This is a genomic window from Streptomyces beihaiensis (assembly GCF_026274175.1).
Lineage (GTDB): Bacteria > Actinomycetota > Actinomycetes > Streptomycetales > Streptomycetaceae > Streptomyces > Streptomyces beihaiensis.
This window is the reverse complement of sequence record NZ_JAPHNL010000093.1, coordinates 1-12,346: the sequence shown is the minus strand read 5'-3', so window position 1 is coordinate 12,346 and position 12,346 is coordinate 1. Positions and strand designations below refer to the sequence as shown.

13 protein-coding genes are annotated in these 12,346 nt (G+C 70.2%); 7 read left to right on the top strand and 6 right to left on the bottom strand.

Annotation, left to right across the window (positions count from 1 at the left end):
* Positions 1-174 precede the first annotated feature (174 nt).
* The gene (locus OFY01_RS10890) at positions 175-975 is read right to left on the bottom strand and encodes a methyltransferase domain-containing protein (protein ID WP_266598710.1); all 801 of its coding nucleotides are present in this window, start codon (positions 973-975) and stop codon (positions 175-177) included.
* Positions 976-1,200: 225 nt separating this feature from the next.
* On the opposite strand from OFY01_RS10890, the gene OFY01_RS10885 reads away from it, so the two are divergent.
* A complete protein-coding gene (locus OFY01_RS10885) occupies positions 1,201-2,328 on the top strand; it encodes a magnesium and cobalt transport protein CorA (RefSeq protein WP_266598708.1) in 1,128 nt (375 codons plus the stop codon).
* Positions 2,329-2,395: 67 nt separating this feature from the next.
* On the opposite strand, the gene OFY01_RS10880 is transcribed toward OFY01_RS10885, so the two are convergent.
* Together OFY01_RS10880 and OFY01_RS10875 are read right to left on the bottom strand one after the other, a co-directional pair.
* Positions 2,396-2,815, bottom strand: coding sequence for a CBS domain-containing protein (locus tag OFY01_RS10880; protein ID WP_266598707.1), 420 nt, complete (start codon positions 2,813-2,815; stop codon positions 2,396-2,398).
* 126 nt (positions 2,816-2,941) lie between these two features.
* Entirely contained in the window at positions 2,942-3,574 is a 633-nt protein-coding gene (locus tag OFY01_RS10875; protein WP_266598706.1) for a nucleoside/nucleotide kinase family protein, read from the bottom strand.
* 95 nt (positions 3,575-3,669) lie between these two features.
* On the opposite strand from OFY01_RS10875, the gene OFY01_RS10870 reads away from it, so the two are divergent.
* The 3 genes from OFY01_RS10870 to OFY01_RS10860 all read left to right on the top strand — a co-directional run bounded on the left by OFY01_RS10870 (position 3,670) and on the right by OFY01_RS10860 (position 6,642).
* Positions 3,670-4,320: a DUF2293 domain-containing protein gene (locus tag OFY01_RS10870; protein WP_407700316.1), complete on the top strand. Its 651-nt coding sequence runs from the start codon at positions 3,670-3,672 to the stop codon at positions 4,318-4,320.
* A gap of 91 nt (positions 4,321-4,411) precedes the next feature.
* The gene (locus OFY01_RS10865; protein WP_266598702.1) at positions 4,412-4,897 is read left to right on the top strand and encodes an anthrone oxygenase family protein; all 486 of its coding nucleotides are present in this window, start codon (positions 4,412-4,414) and stop codon (positions 4,895-4,897) included.
* Positions 4,898-5,103: 206 nt separating this feature from the next.
* On the top strand, positions 5,104-6,642 hold the full coding sequence (locus tag OFY01_RS10860) for a glutamate synthase subunit beta (RefSeq protein WP_266598700.1): 1,539 nt from the start codon (positions 5,104-5,106) through the stop codon (positions 6,640-6,642).
* 146 nt (positions 6,643-6,788) lie between these two features.
* Here the strand turns inward: OFY01_RS10860 and OFY01_RS10855 are convergent, their stop codons facing one another.
* Together OFY01_RS10855 and OFY01_RS10850 are read right to left on the bottom strand one after the other, a co-directional pair.
* The gene (locus OFY01_RS10855) at positions 6,789-7,061 is read right to left on the bottom strand and encodes a DUF397 domain-containing protein (protein ID WP_266598698.1); all 273 of its coding nucleotides are present in this window, start codon (positions 7,059-7,061) and stop codon (positions 6,789-6,791) included.
* Positions 7,062-7,931, bottom strand: a complete 870-nt coding sequence (locus OFY01_RS10850) for a helix-turn-helix domain-containing protein (RefSeq protein WP_266598696.1) — start codon at positions 7,929-7,931, stop codon at positions 7,062-7,064.
* 364 nt (positions 7,932-8,295) lie between these two features.
* Between OFY01_RS10850 and OFY01_RS10845 the strand changes: the two genes are divergently transcribed.
* The 3 genes from OFY01_RS10845 to OFY01_RS10835 all read left to right on the top strand — a co-directional run bounded on the left by OFY01_RS10845 (position 8,296) and on the right by OFY01_RS10835 (position 11,366).
* Positions 8,296-8,709 carry an ATP-binding protein gene (locus tag OFY01_RS10845; protein ID WP_323135497.1) on the top strand — a complete coding sequence of 138 codons (414 nt, stop codon included), beginning with the start codon at positions 8,296-8,298 and terminating at the stop codon, positions 8,707-8,709.
* Positions 8,710-9,112: 403 nt separating this feature from the next.
* Positions 9,113-9,556: a hypothetical protein gene (locus tag OFY01_RS10840; protein ID WP_266598694.1), complete on the top strand. Its 444-nt coding sequence runs from the start codon at positions 9,113-9,115 to the stop codon at positions 9,554-9,556.
* A 919-nt stretch (positions 9,557-10,475) separates the two neighbouring features.
* The gene (locus tag OFY01_RS10835; RefSeq protein WP_266598693.1) at positions 10,476-11,366 is read left to right on the top strand and encodes a trypsin-like serine peptidase; all 891 of its coding nucleotides are present in this window, start codon (positions 10,476-10,478) and stop codon (positions 11,364-11,366) included.
* 112 nt (positions 11,367-11,478) lie between these two features.
* On the opposite strand, the gene OFY01_RS10830 is transcribed toward OFY01_RS10835, so the two are convergent.
* Positions 11,479-12,346: FUSC family protein (locus tag OFY01_RS10830; protein WP_266598691.1), on the bottom strand; the 868-nt coding region annotated here is incomplete at its 5' end.

Below are 12,346 nucleotides of genomic sequence, written 5' to 3'. Positions count from 1 at the left end.
CTTCCGGCCGGCACGCCGAGAGCACGCACCGGACGCCGCTCCTTGACGGGCAAACGTTGCCTGCCGGAGCACTAGCCCCGCGCTCACTGGACGGCTCGTAGCGTGAACGCCGCGGCTACTGGACGGCTCGCCTAGCGCCCGCCCCACAGCTCCAGCCTCTCTGGCGGACAGGGGCTACCCCTTGCGTCCCCACGCCGAGATCAGCGGGGACGTCGCCAGGTCCATCGCGCCCTGCTCCACGTTGGTGAGATGTCGGTCGATCTCCTCGTGCGTGGCGAGCCCCGCCTCGACCAGGGACGGGCGGGACCGCTCGACCGTCGCCGCCTCCAGCGCCGAGCAGGCACGGGACGCCAGCGGGAAGTACGCGTCGGCCTCCACCTGGCGCAGCCCCGCCTCGCGCAGCAGCTGCGGCAGCCTGCGCCCGTACGACAGGTCTGTTCCGCCGCGGGCGAGCAGTTGCAGGAATCCGTGGCGCAGACGGTTGGCCAACTGCTGTGCGGGACCGTGTTCGTCGGGGCAGAGCAACGGCTGGAGGGCCGGGTCGGCGTCCTCGACCAGGAGACGTCCGCCGGGCCGCAAGGAACGGATCATGGATGCCAACGCACGCTCCCGGTCGGGGGCATGGCCGAGCACGAGCCGGGCGTGGACCAGGTCGAACGACTCGGCCGGCGGCTCGTCCACACCGATGTCGTGTCGGCGCACTTCCACAGGGGTGCGCGGAGCGCCGGTCTGCCAGGACGTGTCGGGGGCGGTGGCGAGGACCCGGCCGGTCGGGCCGACCTTCCTGGCGAGCCATGACACCACCGACGGCCCTCCGGCGCCGACCTCCCAACAGCGCCAGCCGGAACCGATGCCGAGCCGCTCGATGTGCCGGAACGTCGTGGGGTCGAACAGGGACGAGAATGCGTCGAAGGGCTGACCCGCCTCGGGCTGCCGATTGTCGAGAAGGTACGCGTGACCACCGGTTCGCATCATGACTGGATCATTTCAGTACCTTCGTCCACCCTATGGCATTTGCCTGGTCTGCGAGCCGACGATCACTCAACTTCCGGAGCGGAACACTCCGTTCCCACAGGGGCTGACGCGGCATCGGCTCCCGCTGGCAGACTGCACGCCAGATCGCCCTCTCAGCGGGGCGGCAGCCAGGTACGGCACGTACTCACGTACGGGCCGGTACGAGTCCGACGCAAGGAGCCGATCATGTCGATGGCGGGCAACCTGCGGAAGGTGGGCCGGCTACGGAGGGTGGGCGGCCTGCGCAGAGTCGCACAGCTGACGAAGCGGCGGCGCAGGGTGGACCTCAGTCACCCGGCCCGCTCACCGCTGGGGTCGGCTGTGGTGAAGTGTGTGACGTATCGCGGCGGTGTGCGCGAGTCCGGCGGCCCGGACCTGGTCGAAGCGGTGCGTCGCGTCCGCAAGGCCGACGAGGGCTTCGTCTGGCTGGGTCTGCACGAGCCGACCGAGCTGGAGTTCGCGGACATCGCCGAACTGTTCGACCTGCACCCGCTGGCCGTGGAGGACGCGGTCCACGCACACCAGCGGCCGAAGGTGGAGCGGTACGGGCGGACGCTGTTCGCCGTCCTCAAGACGGTCTGCTACGTCGAGCACGCGACGCTCACCTCGACCAGTGAGGTCGTCGACACCGGCGAGATCATGGTGTTCGTCGGCCAGGACTTCGTGATCACGGTCCGGCACGGCATGCACGGATCGCTCGGCCCCGTGCGCGAGAACCTCGAGGCGGACCCCGAGCAACTCGGCAAGGGCCCGGCGGCGGTGCTGCACGCCATCGCGGACAGCGTGGTGGACGACTATCTGTCGGTGATCGACGACGTGCAGGCCGACATCGACGAGGTGGAGACCGACGTCTTCGCGGAGAACGGGGCACGAGCCGATCCCGGCCGCATCTACCAGCTCAAGCGGGAACTGCTCCAGCTCAAGCGGGCGGTGACGCCGCTCGCCCGACCGATACAGGAGCTCGCGGGTCGCCCCTTCCCCGTAGTGCCCGCCGAGATACAGGCGTACTTCCGTGACGTGTCGGACCATCTGCTGCGCGCGTCGGAACAGATAGCCGCCTTCGACGAACTGCTGAACTCGATCCTGCAGGCCCATCTCGCCCAAGTGACGGTCGCTCAGAACGAGGACATGCGCAAGATCACGGCCTGGGCTGCGATCGTGGCGGTACCGACGATGGGATGCGGGATCTACGGCATGAACTTCGACCACATGCCCGAACTGCACTGGCGCTTCGGCTACCCGCTCGTCCTCACGGTGATCACCGCGATATGCGTCGTGGTGTACCGAGGGTTCAAGCGGAACGGGTGGCTATGAGCTCCGGTGCGGCCGACAGCGCACGGTGCCACGCGGATCGGACCGTCGCGTCTCGGGTCGTGACGGTTCAGCGCCCCGCGTAGACCCTCCCGGCCCACGCCGCGATCTGATCGTCGGAAAGATGCCGGGCGAGATCGGCCTCGCTGATCATGCCGACGAGCTTCTTGTTCTCGATGACCGGCAGACGCCGGATCTGGTGGTCCTGCATCTCGTTCAGAACCTCGCTCACGTCGGCGCCGGAGTCGATCCAGCGCGGCGTGCCATGGGCCATCTCGCCTGCGGTGATCTTGGCCGGGTCGTGCCCCATGGCCACACAGCCGACGACGATGTCGCGGTCGGTGAGGATGCCGCACAGCCGCTCGTTGGTGTCGCTGATGGGCAGGGCGCCGACATTGAGATCGCGCATCATCTGGGCGGCGCGGTCCAGGGTCTCGTGTGCGGGGATCCACTGCGCGCCGGGGTGCATGATGTCCGCTGCCGTGGTCATGGCGTACCTCCCGTTACAGGGGTGGAGGAGAGTTTCGAGGTGGGTCGCGTGGCCTGGCCACCGTGACCGGTCCCCATTCTCGTCGCCCCCGGGGAGGAACGCATGTCATGGCGTCGACCAGGTGCTTCAGCCGCTCCACGCGGGGCGGCGCGGGTCGTCGGCACGGATCACCACGTCGGCGGCGTCCCGGGGATCGGCCTCCGTCTCGTAGCGGGTGAATGCCTCCAGCGTCCACCGTTCGGCCTCGGGGGTACGGCGGAGCAGCGCGCTCGGCGACAGATGCACATGAACGGACAGGTCAAGGGGGAACCAGTGATTCAGAAGGAACGGGCCGTGCAGCAGCAGAGCGCCGCCGGCCGCGAGCCGGACGTACGGACTGCGCGTGGCGCGATCGGTGACCGGGTCCCAGAGATCGGGCAGGATCCGGCCCGTGCCGTCGGGTTCGAGAGGACCGAACACCTCGCGCCACAGGGCACCCGTGTCGAACCAGCCGCTGTAGTACGCCTCCACGTCCTGGCGCCCGTATTCGTAGCGCAGCGAGGCGGGGCGCAGAAAGCCCTCCGTACCGACCACTTGCGCCGCGCGCCCGCGTGCCCGCAGCGCCTCCGCGACGCGGGACGCGAGGTCGCCGGGGCGGGCGGCGGGGGCTCCGTCGAAGGCGACTTTGAGCCAGGAATCGCCGTCGGCCGGCTTCAGGTCGAGCAGCCGGTCGGCGAGGACGTCGACGAGCCGTTCCCAGGTGATCGGTTCGAGTCGCACGCGGTCCATGATGCCGGGCCGCCCCGAGCGGGCATCAAGCGCGTGTGGCCCAGTCGAGGAGAGCGCATACATCTGGAGCCGGAGGACGAGGACCTCTGGTTCTCCAGCCGGTCAAGCGGCGTCGGTGCGGCACGTGCCGTGCCGGTCCGCTCCCCCTGCTCGTCCTGGAGGAGGGCCACCCGCGTTGTCTCGGCTGCGCCGACCTGGCGCACCTGGTGTATCTGCCGCGCGGCGACACGGCACTCACCCGGCGGGCGCGAGAGGAAAGCACGCTTTCGGCGGTCGTGGTGCGGTTCCATCGTCGGCGTGGCCGATACGAGCGGCAGGGTGTGCTCGTCGAGCGGGAGGCGCTCGAGCGAGCGGAGGCCCGCTGCCTGGCCGATGCGGAGGCGCGGGCACGTCGGCGGGCACGGGACGCGGCCCGGCGAGCCGCGTCGGACGCTCGCTTCGTGGCGGCGTTCGCGGCGGAGATCCGGCGGCTGTTCCCAGGCTGCCCGGCCGGGCGGGCCCTGTCGATCGCCGAGCACACCGGCGTGCGCGGCAGCGGGCGTGTGGGGCGCAGCTCCGCCGGGCGGGCCCTGTCCGAAGGTGCGGTGACGGCGGCGGTACGGGCCGCTGTGCGGCACGAGGACACGCCGTACGACCAGTATTTGATGGAGGGAGTGCCGTGGCGGGAGGCACGGAAGCGAGTGGCTGTTGAGGTCGCGGCCGTGCTGGATGCCTTGCGGGTCACAGCCGGTCCGTGATCGACGGGCATGCCTGCCCAGGAGATCGACCGGCGGGCCGAAAGGGCAACGAGAATCAAGGCATGAGCCAGGCAGGAATCAGGGGGGACGAATGATCTCGGGACCTTATTTCGTGCTCGTCGTCATGGCGGCGCTGTGGTGCGGCCTTGCCTCGGGTGTGTTCGTCGCGTTCTCGACGTTCGTGATGCGGGGCCTGGGCGCGCTTCCCGCCGGCCGCGGTATAGCCGCGATGAACGCCATCAACATCGCGGCGGTGAATCCGGCGTTCATGGCGGCGTTTCTCGGCGCGGCCGCACTGTGCGTGATGGTGACCGTCGTGACGTTCGTGGTCTGGCCCGACCAGGGCACCGTGACTCTGCTGCTCGGCTGCACGCTGTATCTGCTCGGGGCGTTCGGGGTGACGATCACGGCGAACATCCCACGCAACGAGGCCTTGGCCGAGTTGGCGGGCGACGAGGAATCGGAGCGCAGCGCAGCGTACTGGCGCAGATACCTCAGAGAGTGGGTGGCGTGGAACCACATACGTGGTGCGGCCGCGTTCGCGGCGACGGTCTCATTCGTTCTGGCGCTGACCTGACGGTCGTCCGACGGGACGGGAGAGCAAGCAGGACCGGGGGCGAGGCGAGAGGGGCAGCGCACGGCGAACGCACGGCGGGCCCCGGGCCATGACGCGCGTGGTGCCGACGAGCCGACGTATCGTGGCGGAAAGAGCTCTCGAACCCGCTCGGAACGGAATGAACCGGGCGGGGCACGCCGAGGGGGCCGAACCCCAGGGAGACGGCCATGGCCGACCCCAAAGGTTTTCTCACCACGCCGCGTCAGGAGGCTCCGCGCCGCCCGGTGGAGGAGCGGGTGCGCGACTGGGACGAGGTGTACGTCCCGGGCGGGCTGCTGCCGATCATCTCCGGCCAGGCCGACCGATGCATGGACTGCGGGGTTCCGTTCTGTCACGACGCCTGCCCGTTGGGAAACCTCATCCCGGAGTGGAACGACCTCGTGGCTCGGGGCGACTGGCGCGCCGCGAGCGAGCGGCTGCACGCGACGAACAACTTCCCCGAGTTCACAGGTCGGCTGTGTCCCGCGCCCTGCGAGGCGGGCTGCGTGCTGGCCATCGATCCGGCCAACCGTGCGCTGCCGCCCGGCCTGGAGACCGCACGGGCCGCCGATCCGGCCCCGGTGACCATCAAGAACGTGGAGCTCGCGATCGCCGACCGGGCGTGGCAGGACGGTTCGGTGACGCCCAGGCCGCCGGAGCGGCTGACCGGGCGCACAGTGGCCGTCGTCGGTTCGGGGCCCGCCGGGCTCGCGGCGGCGCAGCAGCTGACCAGGGCCGGTCACACCGTCGCCGTGTACGAGCGGGACGACCGCCCTGGCGGGCTTCTGCGGTACGGCATCCCGGCGTTCAAGATGGAGCGGCGCCATCTGGACCGCCGGCTGGAGCAGTTGACTGGGGAAGGAGTGCGGTTCCGTACCTCGACGGAGGTCGGCCAGGACGTTTCGGCGGCCGATCTGCGGGCGCGCTACGACGCCGTCGTACTCGCCATCGGGGCCACGGCATGGCGTGACCTCGACGTGCCGGGGCGGGAGCTGGCCGGGATCCATCAGGCGATGGAGTATCTGCCGCTCGCCGACCGGGTGTGTCAGGGCGACCTGGCAGTGTCGCCGCTCGACGCGTCGGGCAAGCACGTCGTGATCGTGGGCGGTGGTGACACCGGCGCCGACTGTCTGGGGACCGCGGTGCGACAGCGGGCGGCGTCCGTCACACAGTTGGACATCTACGCCATGCCCGACGAGAGGCGCCGGGAGGAGGTGGATCCTTGGCCGACTTACCCGAAGGTGTACCGGTTGTCGGCCGCGCACGAGGAGGCGGGAGCCCTTGGCACGGCGCCGGCCGCCGACGCGGACGCCCGGCTGTTCGCGGCGTCGACGCTCCGCTTCACCGGAGACGCCGAGGGACATGTTCGGCAGTTGCACCTCGTGGAGGTGGACGACGCCCGGCGGCCGCGCCCCGGCACGGAACGGGCGCTTCCGGCGGACCTGGTGTTGATCGCGCTCGGGTTCCACGGGCCGGAGCGCACACCCGGCGGCCTCGTAGAACAGTTGGGGCTGGGGGCGACAGCGCGGGGCATCGCGCGGGATGCCGCGTTCGGCACGGACGTGCCCGGGGTGTTCGTGGCCGGGGACGCCGGGCGGGGGCAGTCGCTGGTGGTGTGGGCGATCGCGGAGGGCCGGTCCGCCGCCGCGTCCGTCGACCGGTGGCTGACCGGCAGTACGCGACTGCCCGCTCCGGTGCGGGCGCACGACCGGCCGATGTCCGTGTGAAACCGTCGGCGTGCGCCCCGTCCTCCGCCACGAGCACGCGCGCCACAGCCGTCCACGAACGACCAGCCGAACACAGCCCAGCAGATCGACAGGTCAGCAAGTCAGCAGGTCAGCAGGTCAACACAGCAGGTCAGCGGGTCGACGCATCACGACAGCAGGAAGTCCGCCGCACCCGACTTGGCGCCTTCGATGAAAGCGGTGATCTCCCCCGGGGTGTAGATCAGGGCCGGTCCGTCCGGGTCCGCGGACTGGCGGACGGCGACACGACCGTCGGCCAGCTTCATGGCTTCGACGCAGTTGCCGCCGTTGCCGCCGCTCCATGGCTTGTGCCAGCCCTCGGTGCCGAGTTCCCGTGCGGGCATGCCGTTGTAGATCGGCTGCCCGTCGACACCTCGTATGCGGTCCTTGATCCGGTCCATTCACAGCTCCTTGCGGAGATCTCGGAGGATCTCCTTCGTGCGGTGTGCCGTCGCGGCGTGCGCCGCCATGCGGTCCATGACCTCCAGGTGGGTGGCCACCTCAGGGCGCGCGTCGAGGTAGACGGCGCCGGTCAGGTACTCGCTGTAGACCATGTCCGGCAGTTCTGACATGGCAAATCGGAACAGGACGAAGGGCCCGTACGTGCCCGGGTGCGGGCCCGCGGCGAACTCCGCGACCTGAAGTGTCACGTTCGGCAGCTCCATCGCCTCCAGGAGCCGGTCGATCTGGGCGCGCATCACATCCGCGTCGCCCGCGGGGCGGCGCAGCGCGGTCTCGTCCATGACCATCCACAGCCGAGGGGCGTTCTCCCGGGTGATCAGCGCCTGGCGCCGCATCCTCAGGGCGACGTGCCGCTCGATGGCATCGGGGTCGTCGGCGAGCGTGCGCCCGATCGCGCCCGACAGCAGTACGGCTCGCGCATAGTCCTCGGTCTGCAGCAGGCCGGGCACGAAGTGCGGATCGTAGGACCTGATCAGGCTCGCCGCGCCCTCCAGACTGACGTACATGGAGAACCAGCCCGGCAGGATGTCGTGGAACCGCTGCCACCAGCCCGGTCTGTTCGCTTCCTCGGCAAGCTGCACAAACGCTTCGGCCTCGTCGGCCGCGACGCCGTAGGACTTCAGGAGGAGCTGAAGGTACGGGATCTTGAGCGCGACCTCGGCGGTCTCCATGCGACGGACCGTCGCGGCGGTGACACGGAGTACCTTCGCAGCCTCCTCGCGCTTGAGCCCGGCGTGCTCCCGCAGTTCCTGGAGTCGTCGGCCGAGAACGACCTGTCCGACGGTCGGCGCGGACCGCGGTTCACTCACGCCCCGTACCTCCCAGTGGTCCCAAGTGTCCTAGTGGCTGACTGTCGAAACGCGCCGCTCGCGTCGTTCACCTGCTGTTTTCCCGCGGTTAACCGCACAGGGCAGAGCACGACGGGCCGTCGCGAGCAGTGTGCCATGCCCACTCCGTGCGGCACACTGCACTCTGCACTTTTCAGAGTGGCTCTTGCCAAGTGTTCACGACGGGGCGATAGTGGCAAGCGTGACTCCGTCCGCGCCCTTAGGAACAGAAGCCGGCGAGGCTACGCTCGGTGACCGTTCGGGTACCTTTCCCGATTGGTCCCCGGTGCGCCGCAGCAGCTTCGAACTGGCTCCCCACCCGGGTTCCGCCGCACAGGCCCGTCGCATGACGCGCGCCCACCTCAGTCGTTGGGGGGCGTGCGATGACACCTGTGACGCGGCAGCCCTCGTCGTGTCCGAACTGGTCACGAACGCGATCGTGCACACCGCCAGTCGGCGTATCCACTGCGAACTCAACGAGCTGCGCGACTCCGCCGGTGAGCGTGTGCGGATAGCGGTACGGGACGAGGGGCATGTGCCCGGATATGTACGCCCGCAGAGCAGAGTCGCGCCGGGCGAGGAGTACGGCAGGGGCCTCCTGCTGGTGGCAGCCGTCTCTTCGGCCTGGGGTGCGCAGGAGGCAGGCACCGGTCCCGGGCTGCTCGTCTGGGCCGAACTGCCGCGCGACGGGCACCAGATGACTGGACCGGGGGCAGTGCCCGTGCCCGAGCCTGGCGACGTGGCCGAATGGGCCTGGTGACACGGAGGAACGACGACCACGGGAACGCCGCAACGACCTGAGCGGCGGCCGAGCCGGCCGGGCCAGCAGCCGGACAGACGGGACTGACCCGCCCACTGGACGGAACACGACTGATCGGAGCGAGGGAGGCCAGAGACCTCACCCCGACCCGACAGACCCGACGACCATCAGAGCGACAGAGCGACAGAGCGACAGAGCGACAGAGCGACAGAGCAGCGGAACGCACCGGGCACCGGAGCGGCAAGGCTGCGGACCAAAAGCCGAGTACATCGAGTCGGGTCGGCGCACCGGACGGGCCGAGGACCACACGCCGAACCGGCGAGGTGACCCGCCCGGTCGACGACAGATCGACACCCGCCGACGGGGGCGGACAAAGAGCGACGAACGTGCTGAGCGGGAACGGATGGGCGCGGTGACGACACGGACGATGCAGCTGGACTCACTCGCCGGGCTCGCCCGCCGACGGCGCCCGACGCGCACCCCCGCCGCCGTCCGGCTGAGCGTGCCGGACGGCATGGAAGCCCCGCTCGGCTGCGACGCGGTGGCGGTGCCCGAGCCGTTCGCCCGCGCGATGACCCGACGGCTGCCCCGCATGGGCTGTGTGTACGCGGACGGGGCACAGTGGTGGTGGCTGGTCCCGTCCGACTCCGATGTCGCCCTGGACTGGCCGACGCCCGCCCGCTACACCCCCGGTACGCTCGTCCCCGACGCGTGCCGCACGCCCGACCTCATCCACCGCCCGGACGGCGTGTTCCCCTACACGCCGCCCATCCCCTTGTATCTCGCCCTGTGCCGGGTGACGGGGACTACGCCGTCGTGGTCGCGGTCGAGCCCATCCGGTGTCTGAGCGTCGTCGCCGCGCCTGAGCACCTCATCGGGCCGCCCGCGCCGGACGGCGCAACCGGCTCTCGCGAATCCCGCGAATCCTGCGGCCCCCGCGAGTCCCGCGGCTCCCGCGGCTCCCGCGGCTCCCGCGGCTCCCGCGGCTCCCGCACGATCACCAGAAACGCGTCGGTCGCCAAGTCCATGACCACTTCGGCTGGTTGACCTTCCTGCCGCCGCTCGTGCGCGAACTCCTCCGCGGGCCAGGAGCCACGCGGCCCGCCCGCCGGGAAACGCCGTAGCACCACTCTCTCGCCTGTCATCGTCCTCCGCTCCGACTCTGCGCACACGCCCCTGTTGCGCCCCATGACGTCACACGCGACTCGGGCGCACCACATGAGGGGCGTGCACCATGTGAGGGAGAACGCTCGCAGGCCCGCACGCGGCTCTCAACGTGACGAGAAAGACACCGAGTTGAGGCCAGTCCGCGCACGACACAACCGAGGGACGCAGAGCCCCTCAGCTCATGCGGTCGCTGCGGCACCTCACCCACGGGCTCCGCGCACGCGCGCCGAGTTGCGACGCACGCGACTTTGAAGAGGGCGCCCTTCATGTACGCCGCACGAGAGGCGGTCGCGAACGCGGCGCCGTGAGCCCGTAGCTGCGCAGAACTCGCGCCGCCGGGGTGTTCACCTCGCCGCGCACCCGCGTCTCGGGCTCCTCCCCCTCCTCGAACGAGCAGTTCCGCAGGGTGGACCAGGGCAGCGGCCGGGTAACTCAGCCCCGCTGACACGGAATTCCACGATCCCTGTCCGCTGAGCGTGCGCTGTTGTCCGTCGGCACGCTTGCCATCACAATGCTCATGCCAAACAGGCACGACGTTGCCGGCATTGTCGGCAAGTCCCCCTCACGCGCACCACTCAGCACGGGAGAGGACCCCCCACATGAAGAAGTCGCTCTTCGCCGTGGCCAGCGGCGCAGTTCTGCTCTTGGGCGCGAGCACCGCACCCGCCATGGCGTCCGACGGACACGCCACGAACACACCCGCCGCGTCGCACGCGCAGCGGTCGCACGCCCAGCGGCACGCGCGGCCGCACGTGAAGGCGGTGGACTTCGCCGGGACCGTGGCACTCAGCAACTGTTCCGGCTCTGTCATCCGCGTCCCCGAATCCCGGCCCACGGACCCAGCCCTCGTCATGTCCAACGGCCACTGCCTAGAGTCGGGCTTCCCCGGCCCTGGCGACGTGGTGCTCGACCAGCCGTCCAGCCGCACATTCAGCCTGCTGGACGCCTCCGGCGACCCGGTCGGAAGGCTCAAGGCCGACAAGGTGGCCTACGGGACGATGACCGACACGGACATCTCGCTCTACGAACTCACCAGCACCTACCAGCAGATCGAGGACACGTACGGCATCAAGGCGCTGGAGCTGTCACCCGACCACCCGGCGGCCGGCACAGCGATCAGTGTCGTCTCCGGCTACTGGAAGAAGACGTACAGCTGCTCGATCGACGGATTCGTCTACCGTCTCAAGGAAGCCGACTGGACCTGGAAGGACTCGGTCCGCTACACGCCCGAGTGCGACACCATCGGAGGCACGTCCGGATCCCCTGTGATCGACCAGGCGACCGGAAAGGTCATCGCCGTCAACAACACCGGGAACGAGGACGGGGAACGCTGCACACTCGACAACCCGTGCGAGGTGGACGAGAACGGCGACGTGACTGTGCACAAGGGCACCAACTACGCCGAGGAGACGTACGAGATCGTGCCGTGCGTCGGTGTGGGCAACAAGATCGACCTGACGGCGCCGGGCTGCACTCTGCCCAAGCCTTGAACCGCGACCAATGAATGTCGGCTGTCCGCTGTCGGCCCCGGCTGTCGGCTGTCGGCTGTCGGCTGTCGGCCGGTAGCGGTCAGCCGTTTGCGCGGCTGGTTGGTCTGGTCGGTCACGCGGCCAGTTCCGCGAGCAGCACGCCGATCCGTTCGGCGTGCTGCTCCGGCACGCGTCCCGTGTCGTCGACGTACACGGCGCACGCGGTGGCGGTGTCGACAAGTCGCTCCAGTACGACGGTGGTCCGGCACGAGCCGTCCGAGTGCCGTGCGAGCACCGGAAGTTCGGCGCCTGCCAGCTCCACGGCCGCCCGCGCCTGGGCGAGCGCCCGGTACGCCTCGCGCCGCAACGCCCACCGCTCGGCAGGATCTGCCCCTGCGACGCCCTCGCTGAGCACATGCCGTACGTAGGCGTGGGCGGCGTCGCGGGCGAGCGTGAGGCGCGCCCGCACTCCGCCGCCGCGATGGCCGCGCGGTCCGGGCAGATGTCCGACGACCAACACGATCGCGCAGGCCAGCAGTGTCTCGGTGATCCGGCTCCGGGCTGCCTCCGCCTCACCTGCGGCCATGACGAGCGACAGGACGAGCACGGTGATGACGGCGGTCTGCGCGGCGAAGTGCCGTGTGGCCACCGGAAGGAGCCCACCGCACACCGCCACCAGCGCGACGAGCCCGAACGGCCTCGGCAGCAGGACACCGAGCAAGGCGAACAGGCCCGCCCCCGCGATCGTCCCGGCCGCCCGGCACAGCACCCGCGAGACGAGCGGGCCGAGGTCGGGCTTGACGAGAAACACAGCGGTCACCGGCAGCCAGTACCAGTGGTCGGGGTGCAGGGCCTGCGCGACCGCGGTGCTGCCACCGAAACAGAGGCCCACCCGGACCCCGTACTCACGCCCGCCGGGACCTGTCGCCTTGCGGAGGGCGTCGGTGAGTGTTCTGCGCGACCGGGGGTGGGGCCCTCCCCCCTCCCCTCCCACCCGTCCC

What these genes read in the sequence shown, in the direction of transcription:
- OFY01_RS10845 (WP_323135497.1), top strand. Translation starts at nt 8,296, where the DNA reads ATGACGCGCGCCCACCTCAGTCGTTGGGGGGCGTGCGATGACACCTGT.
- OFY01_RS10885 (WP_266598708.1), top strand. Translation starts at nt 1,201, where the DNA reads ATGTCGATGGCGGGCAACCTGCGGAAGGTGGGCCGGCTACGGAGGGTG.
- OFY01_RS10855 (WP_266598698.1), bottom strand. Translation starts at nt 7,061, where the DNA reads ATGGACCGGATCAAGGACCGCATACGAGGTGTCGACGGGCAGCCGATC.
- OFY01_RS10840 (WP_266598694.1), top strand. Translation starts at nt 9,113, where the DNA reads ATGGGCGCGGTGACGACACGGACGATGCAGCTGGACTCACTCGCCGGG.
- OFY01_RS10890 (WP_266598710.1), bottom strand. Translation starts at nt 975, where the DNA reads ATGATGCGAACCGGTGGTCACGCGTACCTTCTCGACAATCGGCAGCCC.
- OFY01_RS10835 (WP_266598693.1), top strand. Translation starts at nt 10,476, where the DNA reads ATGAAGAAGTCGCTCTTCGCCGTGGCCAGCGGCGCAGTTCTGCTCTTG.
- OFY01_RS10865 (WP_266598702.1), top strand. Translation starts at nt 4,412, where the DNA reads ATGATCTCGGGACCTTATTTCGTGCTCGTCGTCATGGCGGCGCTGTGG.
- OFY01_RS10880 (WP_266598707.1), bottom strand. Translation starts at nt 2,815, where the DNA reads ATGACCACGGCAGCGGACATCATGCACCCCGGCGCGCAGTGGATCCCC.
- OFY01_RS10860 (WP_266598700.1), top strand. Translation starts at nt 5,104, where the DNA reads ATGGCCGACCCCAAAGGTTTTCTCACCACGCCGCGTCAGGAGGCTCCG.